The sequence below is a fragment of the Clostridioides sp. ZZV14-6150 genome, assembly GCF_020657875.1.
Classification (GTDB): Bacteria; Bacillota; Clostridia; order Peptostreptococcales; family Peptostreptococcaceae; genus Clostridioides.
In genome coordinates this window covers 53,828-74,125 of the sequence record NZ_JAGWDA010000013.1, presented here as the reverse complement: position 1 = coordinate 74,125, position 20,298 = coordinate 53,828, and the positions used below count along the sequence as shown (strand labels likewise).

19 protein-coding genes are annotated in these 20,298 nt (G+C 28.6%); 12 read left to right on the top strand and 7 right to left on the bottom strand.

Annotated elements, in window-relative coordinates:
* Positions 1-52 precede the first annotated feature (52 nt).
* Positions 53-514, top strand: coding sequence for a MarR family winged helix-turn-helix transcriptional regulator (locus KGF41_RS14985; RefSeq protein ID WP_227828354.1), 462 nt, complete (start codon positions 53-55; stop codon positions 512-514).
* Positions 498-1,901 carry an MATE family efflux transporter gene (locus tag KGF41_RS14980; RefSeq protein ID WP_227856928.1) on the top strand — a complete coding sequence of 468 codons (1,404 nt, stop codon included), beginning with the start codon at positions 498-500 and terminating at the stop codon, positions 1,899-1,901. The genes KGF41_RS14985 and KGF41_RS14980 overlap by 17 nt, the downstream gene beginning before the upstream one ends.
* Positions 1,902-2,006: 105 nt before the next feature.
* Here KGF41_RS14980 and KGF41_RS14975 read toward each other — a convergent pair whose 3' ends face one another.
* Positions 2,007-2,600: a nitroreductase family protein gene (locus tag KGF41_RS14975; RefSeq protein ID WP_227856927.1), complete on the bottom strand. Its 594-nt coding sequence runs from the start codon at positions 2,598-2,600 to the stop codon at positions 2,007-2,009.
* A gap of 672 nt (positions 2,601-3,272) precedes the next feature.
* Between KGF41_RS14975 and KGF41_RS14970 the strand changes: the two genes are divergently transcribed.
* The 8 genes from KGF41_RS14970 (at position 3,273) to KGF41_RS14940 (ending at position 9,783) form a co-directional block, all read left to right on the top strand.
* On the top strand, positions 3,273-3,923 hold the full coding sequence (locus KGF41_RS14970) for a membrane protein insertase YidC (RefSeq protein WP_227854834.1): 651 nt from the start codon (positions 3,273-3,275) through the stop codon (positions 3,921-3,923).
* 175 nt (positions 3,924-4,098) lie between these two features.
* Complete coding sequence (locus KGF41_RS14965) at positions 4,099-4,767, top strand: response regulator transcription factor (protein WP_227828358.1); 669 nt, start codon at positions 4,099-4,101, stop codon at positions 4,765-4,767.
* Entirely contained in the window at positions 4,767-5,900 is a 1,134-nt protein-coding gene (locus tag KGF41_RS14960; RefSeq protein WP_227856926.1) for a sensor histidine kinase, read from the top strand. The genes KGF41_RS14965 and KGF41_RS14960 overlap by 1 nt, the downstream gene beginning before the upstream one ends.
* Positions 5,901-6,150: 250 nt before the next feature.
* A complete protein-coding gene (locus KGF41_RS20940) occupies positions 6,151-6,279 on the top strand; it encodes a hypothetical protein (protein ID WP_304521268.1) in 129 nt (42 codons plus the stop codon).
* Positions 6,276-7,121 carry an ABC transporter ATP-binding protein gene (locus KGF41_RS14955; RefSeq protein ID WP_227842393.1) on the top strand — a complete coding sequence of 282 codons (846 nt, stop codon included), beginning with the start codon at positions 6,276-6,278 and terminating at the stop codon, positions 7,119-7,121. Before KGF41_RS20940 ends, KGF41_RS14955 begins: the two co-directional genes overlap by 4 nt.
* Positions 7,121-8,149 carry an ABC transporter permease gene (locus KGF41_RS14950; protein ID WP_227856925.1) on the top strand — a complete coding sequence of 343 codons (1,029 nt, stop codon included), beginning with the start codon at positions 7,121-7,123 and terminating at the stop codon, positions 8,147-8,149. Before KGF41_RS14955 ends, KGF41_RS14950 begins: the two co-directional genes overlap by 1 nt.
* Before the next feature lie 5 nt (positions 8,150-8,154).
* A complete protein-coding gene (locus tag KGF41_RS14945) occupies positions 8,155-9,168 on the top strand; it encodes an ABC transporter permease (RefSeq protein WP_413840859.1) in 1,014 nt (337 codons plus the stop codon).
* Positions 9,169-9,366: 198 nt separating this feature from the next.
* Positions 9,367-9,783, top strand: a complete 417-nt coding sequence (locus tag KGF41_RS14940; protein ID WP_227828363.1) for a DUF3795 domain-containing protein — start codon at positions 9,367-9,369, stop codon at positions 9,781-9,783.
* A 212-nt stretch (positions 9,784-9,995) separates the two neighbouring features.
* Here KGF41_RS14940 and KGF41_RS14935 read toward each other — a convergent pair whose 3' ends face one another.
* From KGF41_RS14935 to KGF41_RS14915, 5 genes are all read right to left on the bottom strand, one after another.
* The gene (locus tag KGF41_RS14935) at positions 9,996-11,246 is read right to left on the bottom strand and encodes an MFS transporter (protein ID WP_227828364.1); all 1,251 of its coding nucleotides are present in this window, start codon (positions 11,244-11,246) and stop codon (positions 9,996-9,998) included.
* 85 nt (positions 11,247-11,331) lie between these two features.
* Positions 11,332-12,078 (bottom strand): MerR family transcriptional regulator, encoded by a 747-nt coding sequence (locus KGF41_RS14930; protein ID WP_227828365.1) that lies wholly within the window; start codon positions 12,076-12,078, stop codon positions 11,332-11,334.
* Between the two features lie 100 nt (positions 12,079-12,178).
* The gene (locus KGF41_RS14925; RefSeq protein WP_227828366.1) at positions 12,179-13,201 is read right to left on the bottom strand and encodes a serine hydrolase domain-containing protein; all 1,023 of its coding nucleotides are present in this window, start codon (positions 13,199-13,201) and stop codon (positions 12,179-12,181) included.
* Entirely contained in the window at positions 13,201-15,621 is a 2,421-nt protein-coding gene (locus KGF41_RS14920) for an excinuclease ABC subunit UvrA (protein WP_227856923.1), read from the bottom strand. The genes KGF41_RS14925 and KGF41_RS14920 overlap by 1 nt, the downstream gene beginning before the upstream one ends.
* Before the next feature lie 90 nt (positions 15,622-15,711).
* Positions 15,712-16,632, bottom strand: a complete 921-nt coding sequence (locus tag KGF41_RS14915; RefSeq protein ID WP_227828368.1) for a GyrI-like domain-containing protein — start codon at positions 16,630-16,632, stop codon at positions 15,712-15,714.
* Between the two features lie 541 nt (positions 16,633-17,173).
* On the opposite strand from KGF41_RS14915, the gene KGF41_RS14910 reads away from it, so the two are divergent.
* Together KGF41_RS14910 and KGF41_RS14905 are read left to right on the top strand one after the other, a co-directional pair.
* On the top strand, positions 17,174-17,728 hold the full coding sequence (locus KGF41_RS14910) for a hypothetical protein (RefSeq protein WP_227856922.1): 555 nt from the start codon (positions 17,174-17,176) through the stop codon (positions 17,726-17,728).
* 41 nt (positions 17,729-17,769) lie between these two features.
* A complete protein-coding gene (locus tag KGF41_RS14905; RefSeq protein WP_227856921.1) occupies positions 17,770-18,036 on the top strand; it encodes a conserved phage C-terminal domain-containing protein in 267 nt (88 codons plus the stop codon).
* 256 nt (positions 18,037-18,292) lie between these two features.
* Here KGF41_RS14905 and KGF41_RS14900 read toward each other — a convergent pair whose 3' ends face one another.
* The gene (locus KGF41_RS14900; protein WP_227828370.1) at positions 18,293-19,963 is read right to left on the bottom strand and encodes a cell wall-binding repeat-containing protein; all 1,671 of its coding nucleotides are present in this window, start codon (positions 19,961-19,963) and stop codon (positions 18,293-18,295) included.
* Between the last annotated feature and the right edge of the window lie 335 nt (positions 19,964-20,298).

Below are 20,298 nucleotides of genomic sequence, written 5' to 3'. Positions count from 1 at the left end.
ATAGATTATTGCGCTCGCAATTAAAATATAAATAACAATATAAGGAGAAAAGATGAGAGAGCTATTAAAATGGGTTTCCATTATAAATAGATATAACACAAACTATATTGACAGAAAATTGGCTGATATTGGAATTAACAATAGCCAATATTTTTATGTATTACACATATGTAGTAATCCAGGTATTACACAGGATACTATATTTAAAAGAATTCTTGTAAATCCTAGTAACATAACAAGAGCTTTGGCAAACCTAGAAAAAGAAGGATTTATCACTAGAGAGCCAAGTGTTAAAGATAAAAGAACGTGGCATTTGTATCCTACAGAAAAATCTTTGGCATGTTACGATGAAATAATAAAAATAACGAATGGGTATGTAGAAGAATTGTTAAGTTCATTTGAAAAAGAAGAGCAAGAGTTGTTCATGTCAATGTTAAAAAAGACTGCTTTTATAGCCATTGATATGAATGAAGAAGCAAAATTGGAGGCGAAGGAAGATGGAAGAAAAATATAAAGAGCCATTGGAGTATGAGAAAGTTTCAAAATTATTGACTAAGTATGCAATACCCAGTATTATAGCGATGTTAGTAAGTGCCTTATATAACATTGTTGACCAAATCTTTATCGGGCAAGGTGTTGGGGTATTAGGTAATGCTGCTACAAATGTTACCTTTCCACTAACAACAATATGTACTGCAATTGCTTTATTGTTAGGTATTGGAGGAGCATCTAAGTGTTCATTAGAATTAGGAGCTAAAAATTCAGAAAAAGCTACAAAAGCAGCAGGAAATTCTATTTGCTTGATGGCTATATTTGGAATAAGTTTATTTATAATAGTATCAATATTTTTAACACCACTGTTAAAATTCTTTGGTTCCACATCAGAAATATTACCTTATGCACACACATATACAAAGATTACATCAATTGGATTGCCATTTCTTATAATGTCTACTGGAATGAGTAAGTTGATACTTGCTGATGGAAAACCAAAAGCTTCTATGTTTTGTATGTTGGTAGGAGCAGTTATCAACACCATTTTAAATCCACTATTCATATTTGTGCTTGATATGGGAATTGCTGGGTCTGCTTTAGCTACTGTTATTGGGCAACTTATATCTTTTGGAATTAGTGTTTATTATGTAATGAATTTTCAACATATTAAACTACATAAGAAGAGTTTTAAATTAGAGAGTATGATTTATAAACATATATTTGCACTAGGTTCAAGTTCATGTTTTAACCAATTAGCAATGACTGTAACACAAATAGTTATGAATAATACACTAGCATATTATGGAGCAATGTCAGTTTATGGAAGTGAGATTCCACTTGCTTGTGTTGGTATCATTATTAAAGTAAATATGATTTTTATATCTATAATTATTGGTATATCACAAGGAATGCAACCAATCATAGGATACAATTATGGGGCTGAAAAATATACTCGTGTAAAAGAAGCTTATAAGATGGCAGTAGGAAGTGCAACTGTTATATCTGTTATTGCATTCTTATGCTTCCAATTCTTCCCACGACAAATTACATCTATATTTGGTAATGGGAATGAAACTTACTTTATATTTGCAGAACATTACTTTAGAACTTTCTTGTTATTAACATTTATAAATGGTGTTCAAATAGTATCATCAACTTTCTTTACATCAATTGGGAAATCAGTACTGGGACTTTTTACTTCTTTGACTCGTCAGATTCTGTTTTTAATTCCATTAATAGTGATTTTACCGATGTTTATGGGTATTGATGGAGTAATGTATGCAGGGCCAATAGCGGATGCCGCTGCTGCAATGGTATGTATATATTTTGCAGTCCATGAAATGAAAGCATTGACTATAAAGCAAAATAAAGTGGTGAGTAATCATAAGGAGATTGTAGAGGTATAAGATAATCTTCAATAGTTCTAGTAGTATAGTAAGCAAATTATTTTTTATGGTAAGTAAATTGTTTTTATTGAATTTACTTACCATATTTTGGTTATAAATAGTTATTTATCTCCATTCAGTTACATCATTTAATTTTAATCTAGGTCTTTTTGATGGTTGTTCATCAGGATAACCTAAGGATATTGCTGCAACCAATTGACTATCTGTATCTAACCACTCACATAATTCATGATATGCAAAGTACACATCACAAATCCAAAGACTACCTAGGCCTAACTCTACAGCTGTAAGAGACATATTTTGAATTGCAGCTCCAATTGATTGTATATTTGCCATTTCATAAAAACGTTCTTCAGCAGATAAGTTTTCTAAAGGTGACTTTCCTAACTTGTTTAAAATAAAAATTGTTATGGGAGCTTGTTTCATAATTTCAACAGTATAATTTGCTCCTGCAATATGTTGGCGACTTTCTGGAAGAAGTCCATTGTTATCAATTTCATTTTGAATACCTTTGCTCATAGCTCTAAGCATAGATTCTTTTTCTTTTTCAGTGACAACAATAAATTTCCATGGTTGTCTATTTTTAGATGAAGGTGCATTTATTCCAGCTTCAATTATTTTCTCTATAGTTTCATGTGAAATACTTTGATTTTTATATTTTCTAATGCTACGTCTTTTCGATATAGAATCGCTTATCATTGTAGTAACCTCCATTTAGTTTTGTTAATTTTTTCAAGTATGGTTTTTTATTTTAAAGATTATATTAGTTTTAAACATATATTTACGTTATGTTTACATAAAACATATTTGCATATAGAAAAATTGTTTTAATTATTTTATCATTAATTTAGAAAAAAGTCATTGTCTTTAGAAGTAGAGCATAAGAATTCTGGTAAAAATAACACTAAAAATTTAATATAGTTTTATCAAGGTATTAGTACTTGTATATTTACATTAAGTGATTAATATACTATAATTATCTAAACATAAACATAAACATAAACATAGACATAGACATAAACATAGACATAGACATAAACATAGACATAGACATAAAAACAAATATAAATACTGATGAGGTGATGTAATGAGATTGGATATGGATAATCTGTTGTATATACTAGTTTATATGACATTATTAGTATCTATCCTTGTATGCATAATTTACTTTTGTAAAGACCTCTTATATCATAGAGTTAAATATGTTTTGATAAGAAATATATTTATAAATAGATTTACATATTCTGAAAAAAGATTGCCTAAGCATTATATTGTTTTTCAAAAATATGATATTTGGAGGTATTATAGTATATTTTAATTTGAAATGATTCTATTACAGTTCAAGAATTTAAAATAAAAGGAGAGAATAGAATGGATTTCATTTCAAATATACTACAAGAGGTATTAAATATATTATTTAGTTTTACAGGAGATTTTGGGATTGCAATAGTACTTATAACTTTAATAGTAAAGTTGGTACTAATGCCATTGTCATTAAAACAAAGATTTTCTATGAAAAAACAACAAGAATTGGCAGAAAAAATGGAACATATAAAAGAAAAATATAAGGATAATGCTAAAGAACTTGAAAAGCAACTACAGATACACTCTGTAGAAAGTATGAAGAGTATGATTGGGTGTTCCACGATTTTACTACAAATGCCAGTAATATATGCACTGTATCATGTATGTTTAAACATGCCAAAGGGATTTACAACAGTTATAATTCCTTGGATTGCTAATTTAAATACAGCTGATAATTTATTTATACTACCTTGTATATACACATTAACTATGCTAGCTCCAAATTTGATAAATTATATACCATATTTTAAGGTGAATTCTCAAAGAACATTTAATAAACAAACGGTTATAATGACTACTATAATGAGTCTTATATTAACTGTTAGAACTCCAGTAGCCTTAGGTCTATATTTTATAACAAGTGCAATTTATACATTAATTGAAGAAATTTGTTTTAGAATATATTTTAATCAAAAAAATAAACTAGCATTAAAATAATATAATAAGTATTTTTAAAATTTTTAGCCTGCCAACATGAAGCAAAGTTGGCAGGCTATTTTTATAAATTGGTAGATTATTTTTATAAACATGTTATTTTCTAAAAAACAGTTACAAAATAAATAAATTAATATAAACTAAAATAAAGTTAAAAAGCTGAGGTGATAAAATAATAATGGCTAAAATACTAGTTGTAGAAGATGAAAAAAGAATGCAAGATATTATTGTAGAATATATGCAAAAAGGAGGGTATACTTGCATAACTGCTGATGATGGAGTAGAAGCACTTACAATACTAAAGAATACTGATATAGATTTAATGATATTAGATATTATGATGCCGTATTTAGATGGATTCTCAGTATGTAGAGTTTCACGTGAAATTACTAATATACCTATTATTATGTTGACAGCTAAAGGTGAAGAAGAAGATAAATTAAAAGGCTATGAGTATGGAGCTGATGATTATATAACAAAGCCATTTAGTCCAAAGGTACTATTAGCAAAGGTGACAGCCTTACTTCGTAGGTATACTGTCGATATTCCAAAAAGTTCATTAAGTGTAGGGAAGATATTTATTATACTGAAGTCAAGGCAAGTATATGTAGAAGATAAACTTATTGATTTAACATATAAGGAATTTGAATTATTACGTTTATTTGTGGAAAATCCTAATCAAGTTTTTTCTAGAGATAAACTATTGAATTGTATATGGGGATATGATTTTGAAGGAAATACGCGAACTGTAGATACACACATAAAAACTCTGCGTAAAAAACTTGGTAATGAAGGTCATCATATAGTTACATTAATTCGTTCAGGATATAAGTTTGAGGTTAAATAATGGATAATTTAAGAAAGTTTATAAATAAATTAAAGAATGTAAATATGTCAAATTGGCTTAAGACAAATTTTGGATTATACTCAGTGAGAAAGAAAGTATTTTTTCTTTCTAAATTAGCAGGAGCAACTATTATATTGTTTTATCTTATTGTTGAAGAACTTCCAATAAATAGTAAGTTTGGATTTTGGATTTGGTTTATAGTAATGATTATATTTATTTTAGGTATTGATTTTTTATTGGGAAGGTTTATTTCAGAGCCGATTACTTCTATAAATAAATCTGCAAAGAGTATGTCACAACTAGATTTTTCTAATCCGTGTACTGTTAATACGAATGATGAATTTGGAGAGCTTTCTAGGAGTCTAAATACAATGTCTACAAATTTACAACAGGCTTTGTTAGAACTGGAAGATGCAAATATCAAACTTGAAAAAGATGTAAATAAAGAAAGAATGTTATTAGAGCAAAGAAAGGAATTGGTGGACACAATTTCACATGAAATGAAAACACCACTTGGTATTATTCGTGCCTATACAGAGGGTCTTATGGATGAAGTTGATGAAGAGAAGAAGAAGCTTTATATGAACATCATTATAGAAGAAACTGATAGAATGAACAATATGATTGTATCTTTATTGGATTTATCTGCTTTAGAAGCAGGAGTCTCTAAACTCAATCCAGAGCGTTTTGATTTTATAGAATTTGTTGAAACTGTAGCAGGGCGTCTATTAATTGATGTTCCAGATATTGATTTTTATTTTACTTATGATTTGCCAGAAAATAAAGTTTTTGTTGTTGTAGATAAAATGAGAATGGAACAAGTAGTAGAAAATTTAATTATCAATGCAAAAAAGCATGTTAAATATAATGGCAATTTAGACTTATCTGTTACATGCCGTAATGGTTTACTTGTTTTTAAGATTTATAATGATGGTAAGACTATAGATTTAGATGAGATTCCAAAGATTTGGTCTAAATTTTATCGTAGTACTGAATCTCAAAGAAAAGGTGGTTCTGGTCTAGGGCTTGCTATTGTTTCACAAATACTTACAATGCAGGGTTTAAAATATGGAGTTAAAAATCGTGATAAAGGAGTAGAGTTTTATTTTATGATTCCAGTTGATGATGAGTGAAGAATAGCTTATAAATCATAAAAGATAAAAAATAAAAATACCTAATAAAAAAATTAATAAAAAGTTTTGATGTAAAGTATTTAATAAAAAGTATTTAATAAAAAGTCCTGTTTTCTTGGTGAAAACAGGACTTTTTATTATTTCACTTCAATTTCACAAGAGAGACACTTTGATTTCACTTGATGGCAATAAAATAAGCTAAAGAAATAAATAAGATAATGGTTAAGTAAAACAGGAGGGTGGGGTATTTGTGAAATGGTATACATGGTTAATTATTGTATTAATAGTTTTAATTTCTATTCCATTTAAAGTTAAATTTATAAAATGGTGGGATAGGCGACAAAAAGAAAAAAAGGACAAGGAGGATTATGATATATGATAAAAGTCAAAGAACTGACATTCTCTTATGGAAAAGATAAACAGATATTACATGGGCTTGATTTTGATGTAAAAGAAGGTGAGATATTTGGATTTCTTGGACCTAATGGTTCAGGAAAATCCACAACACAAAAAATTTTAAATGGAGTTTTAAAAGGGTATGGCGGTCAAGTGTCTCTTTTTGGCAAAGAAGTTGAAGAATATACAGAATCTTTATATCAAAAGATTGGTGTTCTATTTGAGTTTCCATATTTATATACAAATTTAAGTGCAATTGACAACCTTGAATATTTTTCATCTTTTTATCCTAAGAGACAGAGAAGAGATATAGGTGAGATTTTAGATTTGTTAGAGTTTAAGAAAGAGTTCATAAACAAGCCTGTATCATCTTATTCAAAAGGAATGAAACAACGTATCAGCATGGCAAGGGCATTGATAAGTAATCCAAAACTGTTGTTTTTAGATGAGCCTACTAGTGGGCTTGACCCATCTGGAGCTGTATTGTTCCGTAAAATTATTGAAGAGGAACGAAAAAAAGGAACAACTATATTTTTAACTACTCATAATATGTTGGATGCTGATTTAATGTGTAATAGAGTAGCTTTCATTGCAGATGGCAAAGTCATAGCAATAGATAGCCCTAAAAATCTAAAGGTGAAAAACAGTAATAATAAGGTTGAAGTTGAGTTTATACATCATGGTAAACGAGAGGTTAAGAGTTTAGATATAGAGGAATTGGAATCTGGTATGACTTTTGAGTATGATGAAATAGTGAGTGTGCATTCAAAAGAACCTACCTTAGAAGAAATTTTTATTAAATATACAGGAAGGATGTTATATTGATGTATTCTAAATTTTTTACTTTAATGAAAAAAGATTTATGGATGATTATTTATGGCAAATTCTTTATATTAGCATTTTCATCTCTTATACTTTATTCATGCTATATTAATTTTGGCTATATAAAATTTATGGATGAAGATTCCTATCACAATAGTGTTTATATGTACGAACTAGAGAATACAAGTGTGTATGAATCTCCATTAATTCATCCTGTTTCTTCTATTGATGAATTAAAATCAAAACTATCTGAAGATACAAATGCAGTTGGGATTGATGCTAATGGGAATAGAGCAAAAGTAATTTTGCATGAAAGTCTTGAAAGAGTTGATAATTATAGAGCTGATTATGCATTGTCCTTGTTACTATCAGAAAAAGATAATGATGTAAAAACATCAGGAAAAGATGAAGTAATTCAAATCGATGATAAAGAGACATCTGAGATGAAACTACGAAAAGAAATGACTTGTGAGATTTTGTTTTTTGAAATTGTAGCAATTGGATTTTTAGGTATTGCTTCTTTACTATTTAAAGAAAAGCAAATGGGTGTAATGCGCATAACAGGTATTTTGCCTGTAAAAAGAAGTCTTTTTATATTATCAAAAGTATCTATATTTCTGATATGTGACCTATGTTTTACAGTGCTTTTGTTAATAATTAATGTTGGATTGTTTGAAGGAATAAAAATACTCCCTCAGGTACTAGTTCAAACTGGAATTTTATCCATAATTATGTCTTTAGTTGGATTTGGATGTTCAATGTTATTAAAGGATTTTAAACAATTTTCTCTTGCATATCTTTTAGTTGCAGTGTTTATAACTACACCTGTGTTTTTATCTGCAAATACATCTTTTGAAATAAGTTGGATTAAATATCACCCTTTTTATCATGTTTATAATGAGTTAAAAAATGCTTTTTTTATAAGTTTCTCAAGTGAAATTAGTTATTTTATTGCATGCTTTCTGACAATAATAGTTCTTTTTTTACTTGTTAAATATGTTTTTGATAAAGAATTGATTAGGGAGGGGTAGTGTTGATGGGATTACGATATCAGTTGAAGAGTATAAGAAAAGATAAAATGTGCATAATTTCCTTCTTTTTACCAATTGTTATGGCTATTTTAATAAATCTTGTTGGAACTATTGATATATCCTCAATAGGAGAGTTGCAATTTGGGACAATAAAAAACAACCTTTCTACACAAACAGAGCAATGGCTAAGTAGATATGGGTCAGTGAAACAATATAAAACTAAGAATCATTTAATAAGTGAAGTTAAAAACATTAAAACAAATACAATTGGGGTTATTAGTAATGGTGAGGGGATTCAAACTATACTTTATGGAAATGAGATTAATGCTATAAAAAATGTAGCAAAGATGTTACCTAAAATTTTTATACTAAAGGGAAATTTAGAAAATATTGAGGTTACAATACTACCTAAAGATAATGTGTTAAAAGAATTTCAAAATATTTTTATTGCTATGATTCTAATTACAGCTATGTTTATGGGATGTACTTTTAATGCAATGAATATCATATCTGAAAAAGAAGATGGAATTTCATTTATCAATGAAATCTTACCACAAACTAGGAGTCAATATATTATTCAGAAAATATTTATAGGTTTTCTATGTGGGTGTCTATCTTCAATTGTAACTGTATTTATATGTCTAAGGATTTCAATGTTAGATATGGTAATGATGTTGTTACTTATCATATTTTCGACATTTATATCATCACTAATAGGTTTATTTATTGGTAAACTATCAGAAGGTCTTATGGTAGGGATTATTTATATTAAGTTAATAATGATTTTATTTATAGGGACTCCATTACTGGTATACATTTTAGGCGTTGATATTAGAGGAATAGGCAATTTATGTTATATAATGCCATCGATAGCAACATTTAAAGGAATTATGGAAATTATTGATGGAAATATTACTGTTATAAAAGAAGTTGTAGTTTTAGTGGGACATTGTATTGTATGGTTTTTGCTGTATATGACTTTAGATAAGAAAAAAATCTATTTTTTAGTAGATAATTAAATCTAATTGCTTGATATACTTATATTATATGTTTATTATATGATTAAGATGGATAGATAATTTGATTATAAAGACTTATGATAAGTGAAAGTATCTTATTAAAATGATTTTTTATAATGATACTGTTCAAAAACTTCATGATTCCAATAATTAGAGTTGTTCAAGAATTAAGAATACTATAGAAAGGGATAATATATTATGAAAATGCCCAATAAGATTGAAAATATTATGCTCGCCCCTTGTGGTATGAATTGTAAAGTCTGTTATAAACATTGTTATTCAAAGAAACCTTGTCAGGGATGTTATGTAAGTGATTTGGGGAAACCAGAACATTGCAGAACGTGTAAGATAAAAGAGTGTGCAAAGATAGAAAAGATTACATATTGTTTTGAGTGTGAAAAATTTCCATGCAAATTGGTCAAAAACTTGGAAAAAAGCTACAATAAAAGATACGAAGAGAGCCTTATAAAAAATAGTCTTTTAGCGAAAGAGTCTGGAATAAGTACTTTTATGGAAGAAGAATTAAAAAAATGGACTTGTGTTTATTGTGGTGGAATTATTTCTTTACATGACTCTGAATGTTCTGAGTGTCATGCTAAAAAGGAATCAAAATAATAATAAACTTATTGGCATATTACTTTTCTCCGTTTCATTTAATCTTTGATGTAAATGAAACGGAGATTATAAAATTTGAACTAGGCTAATTAAAACTATCTTAGTGTATTACTATCTTAGTGTATTATGTATAAAAAACAAAATAGAAGAATTAAAATTATCCTAGGATATTATTTAGTTTCTTTAGTGCATTACTTAATTTCTATAGTATATTACTTAGTTTCCTTTGATTTAAAGATACCTTGTGCATAAAATTGCCTTGAGTAAGGAATAGATAAAGCAAAAAATGCAATTATTACGCCTGAAACAATAATCAAACTGTTAATAGATAATATATCAGCGAGTGGTCCAAAAAGTACCATCCCAAGAGGTATAAGACCAGTATATATAATAGTAGGTAAGCCCAATACACGACCTTGCATTTCTGGTACTACATGTTCTTGCAACATGGTCATAGCTGTTGCTTGAATAATTGGAATTGAAAAACTGGTAAAAAACATAAATATAAAAAATTGCCAAGCTTGTGTAACAGACCCCAAAATAATGGAAAAGATGGCGTAAGATAACATTGACAAGAAAAATGTCTTATTTCGATTTTTAAAGCCACCAAATATTCCTATAACTAATCCGCCTAAAACCATACCTGCAAAGCCAATCATTTCAATAATAGATAGATAAACATAGCCTTTACCAAATGTACGCTCAATCAATAATCCTATAAGAAAGCCTGATGGTACACAAAGAAAAATGAAAGCTCCATAAGTAAAAACTACTTTTCTAATAAATTTATCCGAAAAAGAGTATTTTATTCCAGATATCATGTCTGTTAAAAATGATACTTTTTCAGTCTGTTTTACTATATTATGTTTAGGGATTTTAATGAAGCAAAGTAATACAATAGCTATAATTGCAGTAATGATATCAATTAAAAGTACCTGAGATATTTTATTGCCTAGACCAAGAATCGCTGCAGCTACAACAGGAACTATAAATTGTACTATAGATTGAAGACTGCCATTTATACCATTAAAACGCATTAAGTGTTCTTCTGGTACAAGTTGAGGAATCATTGCATTTACAGCAGGTGTCTGTACACCACTTCCTAAAGAACGAATAATGGATACGACTGCAATTGCGATTAATTCATTTTCTCCTTTAATTCCTGACATCATAAGCAGAAGTAGTATCAGTGTAGAAGCAGCGATTATGGCATCAGATATAATGATGAGTATTTTTCGATTGTAGTAATCTGCCCATACTCCTGCAAAAAAAGATATTAGCATTTGTGGTATGAAGGAGCATACGGTTAAAATTGTTACCCATAGGCCTGATGATGTTTGAAGTGTGATATACCATATCATTGCCATCTGTACAAGTGATGAACCAAATAGGGAAATATATTGGCTCACTAAAAAGGTAATGATTTTTTTCTTCCATGTAAAATGAGTATTTTTGTTTTCCATTCTATTCCTCCTTTGATTTGTGTGTTTAATTTTTCTCGCTCTTAAGAATAACACACAAATCAAAGTATGGAGTTAGAGTGGAGGGTTAAGAAAATTGTTCTTTCATGCTTTGAAGATGAGATTTCATTGCTTTTGCGTTATATTCTGCCTCTTTCAATGAGGTTATCAATTTGTCACATACTGAGATGATTTCATCGTCATCTTTTGGAGTGTCAATAACAGTTTTAATATTAGCATTGGGATTACAAGACAAAGCATTTAACATTCTTAAAATAGCTGAAAGAGAATAGCTTGCACAACGTAATGAATTAATAATTTTAAGTCGTTTTATATCTTCATCAGTATATACACGATAACCATTTTGTTTTCTTTTTACTTTTAACAACCCGTTCATTTCCCAATTTCTTAAAGTGTCTATTGTGACATTTAGGTGTTCTGCGGTTTCTTTTCTAGTTAAAAATAACTTGTCTGTTTCATGTGTGTTTCCTTTTAAAATCTCTGTAACAATAGTGATTGCTTCTTCAGCATTTGATTTTTCTATTTCTAATTGTTGTAAGTAATGACTCACAAGACAAATAGCTTTGTCAAAATCTTTATTTGCTGATGTTCTGACAATCTCAACTGCATTTTTTCTCAATCCTCTTTGTGTAACTTCAATTTTTAAGGCTGTACGAGCAAATTTAAACTGCTCTATATGAAAATCGTTAAAGATACGGTAGCCATTAGGATTACGTTTAGGTTTAGGTATTAGTTCAAGTTCTTCATATAAACGTACTGTATTAGGATGTATACCAATTAAATCTGCTATTTCTGATGTCGTGTAGGTATTCATTTATATTCAACTCCTCTTGTATATATAGCATCAACAATAATATCACTAAACTAAAGTCTGGTGTTATAGTGGAGGGTTGTTATAATCATTCTATATACAACTATTCTATTATAGAAGTAAGTATATGTTTTTTAATAAACTGCCATCTATCACGAGGTTTAAAAACTATCTTAGATGGTATTGCTATCACCAAGTCATAATGTGGTATACAACAGATAGCATTTCCTCCAGCTCCCATTGCTGAGTACCAAAGAACTCCATCTTCTTCACATAGCCACCATAGATAACCATACTCATTGGAATTCATTTTAGTTGATTCTTCAATCCATGATTTAGATATAATACGTTTATTATTCCAAATACCATCATTTAAATACAGAGAACCAAATCGTAACATATCTCTGGCACTCAATGTAAGTCCCCAGCCACCTGTAGTATTACCTTGTCTATCTTTTGCCCAACCTTTAAGGTTTTTTCCAAACAAATCTTCAAAGCCAAAATCTTTTATATCATAATCTGGTATTTCTCTCATACCAATAGGTTTGAATAGATGTTCATTAGCAAATTCACGAGCACACTTTCCTGTGGTATTTGTAATAATAGCTGAAAGTAGATGAACTCCAGCTGAAGAATATTTGAAAGTTCCAATATTTTTGTTTTGACCAAGTTGATTTAGGGTGTATTTTACCCAATCTCGTTGCTTAGAAAGCCTCTCCAATGACTCAGTTGTATTTTTAAAAGGGTATGGTGCAGTCATTGTAAGCAAATGGCGTATAGTTACTGCTTTTTTGTATATATCAGCAGGGCTACAATTATATTCAGGGAAAAAATCAACAACTTTTTGCTCAACATCCTTTATATAACCCTTGTCTATTGCGATACCAATTAGGGCTGATATGATACTTTTTGTGACAGATGCAACATGAAAAGTATCGTCAGCATTATAACCATTATAATATTTTTCAAAGACGATATTTCCTCTTCTTGCTATGATTATTGCGTTTATATTGCTATATTGTGAGATTATTAAAGGTTCAAGTTGTGAAAGTTTTTTTGAATCCATTCCAACACTTAAAGGGTCTATATTTTCAAATTTCAAATCTAAGCAGTAGTCTTTATCCATTATAAATACCTCCCTGTTATAGACTTTGAGTTTTCTTTTAGTTGTTGAGGAGAACCCTCTGCAATGATATATCCGCCTTTGTCTCCACCTTCTGGACCAAGTTCAATAATCCAATCACAAGTATTTAGAACTTCTATATCATGTTCAACAACAATTACAGAATTTCCATTTTCGACTAGTTCATCCAACAATTGAATTAGTTTAGCAGTATCATATAAACTTAAACCAGTAGTGGGTTCATCCAATACATAGAGAATATTGCCTTTTCGCTTTTTGCCAATCTCTTTTGCAAGCTTGATTCTTTGAGATTCGCCACCACTTAAAGTAGGGGTAGGTTGACCTAGCTTTATATAACCCATACCGATTTGTTCTAGTACTTTTAAGTGTGAAACAATATTTGGAGTATCTTCGAAAAAACTAACAGCTTCGGATACACTCATATTTAGGACATCATAGATATTTTTATTCTTATATTTAATGGATAGGGATTCATCATTAAATCTTTTTCCATGACACTCATTACATATACTGTCCATACTTACATTATTTCCCAACCGGATTTTTTCATATCCGCTACCACTACATTTAGAACAAGCACCCTTTGAATTGAATGAAAAATGTCCAGCAGTGAAATTTTGTTTTATTGATTCTGGTTGACCTGCAAATAAAACACGTATCTTATCCCATATACCAATATAAGATGCAGGTGTTGAGTTCATATTTCTACCAATAGGAGTTTGAGATATTTCTGAATATCCAGAAATATATTGTGTACCACTTAATTTATCTGCAATAGTTTCTACAATTGCATAATCATCCTCATCACTTACTTCATTTTCCTTAATAGTCGCTTTATTATTATTTGGTTGATTATTGAAGTAACTTCTAAGAAGAGGTAGCAATGTATCTGATATAAGGGAACTTTTTCCACTGCCAGATTTTCCAGCTATTCCAATCATAGCACCTAAAGGTAATGATGCAGTAACGTTTTTAAGATTATTCGTACTTGCATTTTGAACAACTATACAAGGCATTTTTTCAATATCCGTAATATTTTTAGATGCTGTTCTAGTAGGCATGGAGTATTTTCCTGATATATATTGTCCAGTAATTGACTCATTTGATTTAAGCAGACCTTCTAAATCGCCTTGATATATTAACTGTCCACCTTCAACACCAGCTTTTGGCCCTATATCAATAATATGTTCTGCCATATTAATTGTATTTTTATCGTGTTCAACTACAATGACAGTGTTACCTAAATCTTTTAAATCTTTAATGGATTTTAGAATATCGATTTTTTCAGATTCATGTAATCCCGCAGTTGGTTCGTCAAGTACGTAAATTAATGAATCCATCTCTGAATCAAGGTGAGAATTTAAAAATAGTCTTTGTATTTCTCCACCACTTAAAGTTGACATCTCTCTGTACAAGGACAGATGACCTAGTCTTGATTTTATTAGATTGTTTGTCTTAATCAAAATATCATTTATTAATTTTTTGCCTAGAGTAGTTAGTTTGTTTTGATTTAATAAGGATTTTAGGAATTCATGAACTTCTAAAATGCTCATTTTTCCAAGTTCGCCAATATGCTTTCCATTTAATAAAACTTGGCGTGCTTCTTCACCAATTTTAAAACCATTGCACTCAGAACAAGTAGTCATGCTATAAATACCATTTAAGTCTTCACCTCTTTGGTGACGACCATGAAGTACTTTTGCTAAACAAGAACTTCGTTTTCCATTTTCATAATGGCCATAGAGTACCTCGTTTTGTACTTCCTCAGGCAATTGTAAGAATGGTATCTCTAAATAATCTTTGAACTTTTTAGATAGAACTCTCAAATATCCTGGTGTAATTTGGGCTCTATCTAAAACTTTTTTTAGGGTAGTGTGCTTATCCAAGATAAGTTTTTCAATATTAATTTCAAAGTATGCTCCACGTCCAGAACACTTTACACACATTCCATCTGAAGATGTATATGAAAAATAACTTGGTCTTAATCGTTCTTCTTTATTACCACAATTATTACAAATAAGATTATTGTCTACAGGAGTGTTACACGCAGAACATAGTACTTGTCCTTCTCCTGCATATAATAGTGTAAGCATACTAATAATATTGGTTCTAGTACCTACTGTTGAACGAGGATTACTCTGACGAATGATATTTTGTTTAACAGCTATAGTAGGAGCTAATCCTTGAATGTTATCGAATTTATTCTCATTATCAATGCCTGAAAGTATGCCTAAGGACTGTAAGTACTGTTTACGCCCTTCCTCAAATACAATATCAAACATAAGACTGGACTTACCTGAACCACTGACACCTGTTGCAACTACAAGCTTATTTTTGGAGATAGAGATATCTATATTTTTTAGGTTATGAATTTTTGCTCCTTTAATTTTTATTTCTTTCATTAATTCACCTCATTTTATTAATTTTATCAAACTATAAAATTGGGATGTTTTAATCCTTAATATAAGAAGAGGTTAAGCGAAATCATAGTATTAAAAAGGCTCTATAGGTAAATATATATCAACTATATGTTTATTTTGTGGGTGAGTATTTGGGTCATTAAGGTATACTTCAAAAGGGAAAGAATTACGTAATTTATGCTCATCATTTGATAGCCATTCATTATACATAAAATCCCAAGCATCACTATATTCATTTTGAAAAATACTAAAATGCCCCACAAGATATTTACCAGAAGGTATTGTCATATTACCAAGGTCGCTATTTTCTTTGACAACAATATTATTTGGAATTGTCATACAAATACTAGTCCTCAAATGATGTTCTTGTGTAAATTGAGGATTATCATGATAAATAGCTAATATATTTGTCTTTTCAAGTTCAACTAGATTCTGCTCATTTGCATATTCAAAGAGTTTTTCTACAATCTTTGGAAAATGACTAGCTAAATTTCCATATGACCCAGTGTATCTAATATAAGCTGTATTTACATTATCAAGTTCTAAGATTTCAATTTCTCCTTTAACCTCTCTATTATTTTTAGATTTAAGTTTTGATATGTATCTATTATACTGAGAAATTTTATATGGTTCTTTGCAATTCTTGCTATAATTATTTCTATATTTTATAGGGCTTATCTTATAGTAATTTTTGAATGCTCGTGAAAAAACCGCGGAATCAGTAAAACCAAAATAATGTGCAATATCAGTAATTGTCATGTCAGTACGATGAATAAGAAAAGACGTGGCTCCTTCTAGTTTTAACCTACTTACATACTGTGATAATGTTTCTTTTTCTATCGCTTTGAAAATCCTATGAAAATGAAACTTTGAAAAACCTGCTATATTAGAGAGCTCTTCAAGAGAAAGAGAATCATACAAATGCTCTTCTATATAGTCCTGTACTTTGCAAATACTACGTAAGTATTCTTTTTTACTTTGGGAATCAGTCATAAGTATACCTCCTTATTACAAAAATATATATTTTAAATATCCTTATTTATAGTAAATAAAGCGTTGAGTATGTGAGATTTAAAGTAAACAAAATGTTAAATAGATTTTTTATTAGGAATTTTTCTTATATATAATAACAATTTATATTATAAGAGAATTAGTATCTTACTTTGTAACACTTAGTATAACATAATGATATATTTTTCGATTGTATATTTGGTTATATATTTATATAAAGTTAGAGACTATAACATGGACAAAAACTTAATATCTAGTATGGCTGTAAATTTTGATACTGAGAACTATATATCAATTTTAAGAAAATATTTATAAACCAAGAAAATATTTATATTAAAAAAATTATTAAATTTATTGTTTAAATAAAAAAGTTAAATCTCATCTATTAACATAATGCCTTTAAAACTTTAAAATGAAAAATATAGAAGAATGATTTTTAATAAAATATAATCATCTAATAAATTATTAAGAAATACAAAAATATTTACAAACAACTATTTATTTGAATTGGGGGAATAAGAATATGAACAATGGTTTTTATCAATTAAATTCAGCAGTATTATATTTTAACGAGCGAAGTGATGTAAATAAAATAAGGTTTAATCACTATATAATGAGAAAAGAAAATATACAAAGATTAAAGGGAACTTTACCAAGGGGACAGTTTCAGATGACCGTAAGAAAGGCTGCATCTGACCTTGATTTATCAATATCTACAATAAGTAGGCTTGTAAATGAGTTTATAGATTTAGGAATATTGAGACTAATAAGTCGAGGAGTGAAGGGAAATTGTTGCTCTGTATATAGTTATATATGTTCTGAAAGTAGTGATACAGGTGTAATAAAGAAACGTAGAAGTTTTTTTGAAGATATCTTGGAAAATATTAATGAAACAAATAATAGTAGCCAAAAGGTATCAAAATATGAATATAAGTATAAGAAAGATAAAGTCAGTGATATCAATATGTACAGTTATATGGATAAAGAGTATAGAACATGGGGTTATGACCCAGAACTTCATACTGTAGATGAAACAGAAGATGTAACAAAGAAAAAAGAATTATTAAAAAAAATTTAAAAAAAGAGTTATTAAAAAAGAATTCCAAGAAAAATACTGATGTGGAAGAGGATGACTATTATATAGAAAGTATTTATGAAAATATTATAAAAAAATTAAATAAAGAATCAGGGGAAAGTTTTAGGTTTGATTCAGAAACAGCCAACAAACTTATAGCTGAAAGAAGAAAAGAAGGTCACAGATTAGAAGATTTTTATAAAGTTATAGAATCAAGAGTTAAGAACTGGAAGGATACTCCTATGCTAGTGGATATAAAACCAGAGACTCTGTTTGGTCAAGAATTCAAGACTTATTTAAATGAAAAGTGATTATAATGGTGAAGAGATATACTAGAATAGATATTACAAAAAATCTAAAATTCAGATATAGTTTATGTTCAGATATGTTATATGTATAGAAAATAGGATTGTTAGTATTAAATAGAATTGTTAGTATTAAATAGAATTGTTAATATTAAATAGGATTCTTAGTGTTATTGATAATAAAAAATATTACTGGAATTTTTAAAATTCCAGTAATATAAAATAAGAAACTTTTTATAAACTGTATAATTAGAACCATATACTATATTGTATCAACTTCATATTCTAATATTTTTCCAGTGATTGCACTGATTGTTATATCATATTCGTTGCTTCCTTTTATTATTTCGCCTTCATATTCTTTATCATCTTCATCGTATTCAAATTTTACTATTTTACCACCAGGTACTTTATTTAGCATTATTGACTTAGCTTTTTCAATGCTAATTATAGATTTATTGTTATTAGCATTAGAATCACTATTATTTTGATTATTATCAGAATCATCATAATCATTATCATCAGAATCGTCATCCATATCAATATCTATAATTCTTCCATCAAATGCATTTATTTCTATTTCATATGTTTTATTATCTTTTACAACTTTAGCCTCATATTCATTATCGTCAGCATCATATTTACAGTACATTAAATTACCATTAGGAATAGCATCTAGGATTATAGATTTAGCTTTATCTAAAGATATATTTTTTACATTTAAGTTATCGTTATTTATATCATCATCTTTTTCAATTTCTATTATTTTACCAGAGTATGCATCTATTTCTACTTCATATACAATATTATCCTTTATAACCTTACTGTCGTATTTGTTATCATCTTGGTCGTAGTAACAAACTAAAACATTACTTCCTGGAACAGCTTGCTTTAATATTTCTTTAGCTTCAATTAAAGATATTTTTTTAGTTTTATTTCTTATATCGACATCTTTTAGTTTTAAGATATCCTCAAAGGCTTTTTGGTTATCACCTCCGCCAACTTGTGTTACTTCTTTTATGTCTTTATTTTTAATAAAATCTTTTTGGCTGTTTGCAAGAGTACCATTAGATATTATTACAGGAGAATTTTCTTTGGCTGCCAATACTCCTATTGATAATGCGTCTACTAGTGCATTTTCTTTGTTCATACCATCTTTAGTAACAAATACATTTTTTATGCTTTTGTTTTTATAAAATTGCTCAATAATTTTGGCATTAGTATTGTTTCTATCTGAACCACTGATTCTCTCTTTATTTGGATATTTTTTTACTGTATTGTCTGATAAAATCTTATTTCCTCCAACTATATAAGATTTTTTTATAGACCTATTATTTAAGAAATTTATACTGCTATTATTGCTGTTTTCCTCAGATACTAGTATTATAGGCATATTATGTATTGCTGATGGAGAAGCTATGCTAACTGCATCAGATAACCCCTTTAATCCATTTACAACTGCTACATTTTCTACTTTTTTTATCTTATCTATTTCTTTAAGTACATTTGTAGACATTTCATAGATATTATTTCCTACTATTTTATTTACTTTTATGTTAAGTGATTTTATTTCATTTTCTACTTTATTGGATATACTATTTCCACTGTCCACTATATATACATTATCTACTCCAAGTCTTTTAAGTTCAGTTTTAGTTGAACTTTCTATGCTATTATTATTTACTAAAAGTATAGGAGCATTTTTTAATTTAGCAAAAGGATTTGCACAAAGTGCGCTTTGAATAGAGTTACCATTGACTATAATTGCTGTTTTTGATTGAACCCACCCTACTTTACTCACTTCTACAGCCGTTTCATATCTTGTTTTACCTATTAATCTTTCTTGTTTTGTTAAGTTGTTTGCAAATATTACTGAAGAGCTAGAAAAAAACAGCATACCTGCCACTAATATAGCTAAGTTTTTCTTATTCATATTTTTTACCTCACAATCCTTATATTTTCTTATTTAGTATGAACTAGTAAAATATAATCTTAAAATCAAGTTACTATTAAATGTAACATTTTAAAAATAACAGATAAGATTATTCAATATAAAGTTTTTATTTTCTTATTTAACATTGTATCATAATTCACTGAGAAAATGTTTTTTGAAGAAGTTTATATTAGAATAATGTATGTGTTATAAAATAAATTATGTCTTGGAAATTTAGATTTTATGTATTTTCATTAGTTATTTTAGAGTGAATAGCCTTTCAAAATATTCATTGAAAAATAAAAAAGCTATTGAATTACAGTTAACTCTTGATA

Bases quoted from the DNA above. Each gene is read 5' to 3' on its own strand.
- KGF41_RS14985 (WP_227828354.1), top strand. From the start codon at position 53: ATGAGAGAGCTATTAAAATGGGTTTCCATTATAAATAGATATAACACA.
- KGF41_RS14980 (WP_227856928.1), top strand. From the start codon at position 498: ATGGAAGAAAAATATAAAGAGCCATTGGAGTATGAGAAAGTTTCAAAA.
- KGF41_RS14975 (WP_227856927.1), bottom strand. From the start codon at position 2,600: ATGATAAGCGATTCTATATCGAAAAGACGTAGCATTAGAAAATATAAA.
- KGF41_RS14970 (WP_227854834.1), top strand. From the start codon at position 3,273: ATGGATTTCATTTCAAATATACTACAAGAGGTATTAAATATATTATTT.
- KGF41_RS14965 (WP_227828358.1), top strand. From the start codon at position 4,099: ATGGCTAAAATACTAGTTGTAGAAGATGAAAAAAGAATGCAAGATATT.
- KGF41_RS14960 (WP_227856926.1), top strand. From the start codon at position 4,767: ATGGATAATTTAAGAAAGTTTATAAATAAATTAAAGAATGTAAATATG.
- KGF41_RS14955 (WP_227842393.1), top strand. From the start codon at position 6,276: ATGATAAAAGTCAAAGAACTGACATTCTCTTATGGAAAAGATAAACAG.
- KGF41_RS14950 (WP_227856925.1), top strand. From the start codon at position 7,121: ATGTATTCTAAATTTTTTACTTTAATGAAAAAAGATTTATGGATGATT.
- KGF41_RS14945 (WP_413840859.1), top strand. From the start codon at position 8,155: ATGGGATTACGATATCAGTTGAAGAGTATAAGAAAAGATAAAATGTGC.
- KGF41_RS14940 (WP_227828363.1), top strand. From the start codon at position 9,367: ATGAAAATGCCCAATAAGATTGAAAATATTATGCTCGCCCCTTGTGGT.
- KGF41_RS14935 (WP_227828364.1), bottom strand. From the start codon at position 11,246: ATGGAAAACAAAAATACTCATTTTACATGGAAGAAAAAAATCATTACC.
- KGF41_RS14930 (WP_227828365.1), bottom strand. From the start codon at position 12,078: ATGAATACCTACACGACATCAGAAATAGCAGATTTAATTGGTATACAT.
- KGF41_RS14925 (WP_227828366.1), bottom strand. From the start codon at position 13,201: ATGGATAAAGACTACTGCTTAGATTTGAAATTTGAAAATATAGACCCT.
- KGF41_RS14920 (WP_227856923.1), bottom strand. From the start codon at position 15,621: ATGAAAGAAATAAAAATTAAAGGAGCAAAAATTCATAACCTAAAAAAT.
- KGF41_RS14915 (WP_227828368.1), bottom strand. From the start codon at position 16,632: ATGACTGATTCCCAAAGTAAAAAAGAATACTTACGTAGTATTTGCAAA.
- KGF41_RS14910 (WP_227856922.1), top strand. From the start codon at position 17,174: ATGAACAATGGTTTTTATCAATTAAATTCAGCAGTATTATATTTTAAC.
- KGF41_RS14900 (WP_227828370.1), bottom strand. From the start codon at position 19,963: ATGAATAAGAAAAACTTAGCTATATTAGTGGCAGGTATGCTGTTTTTT.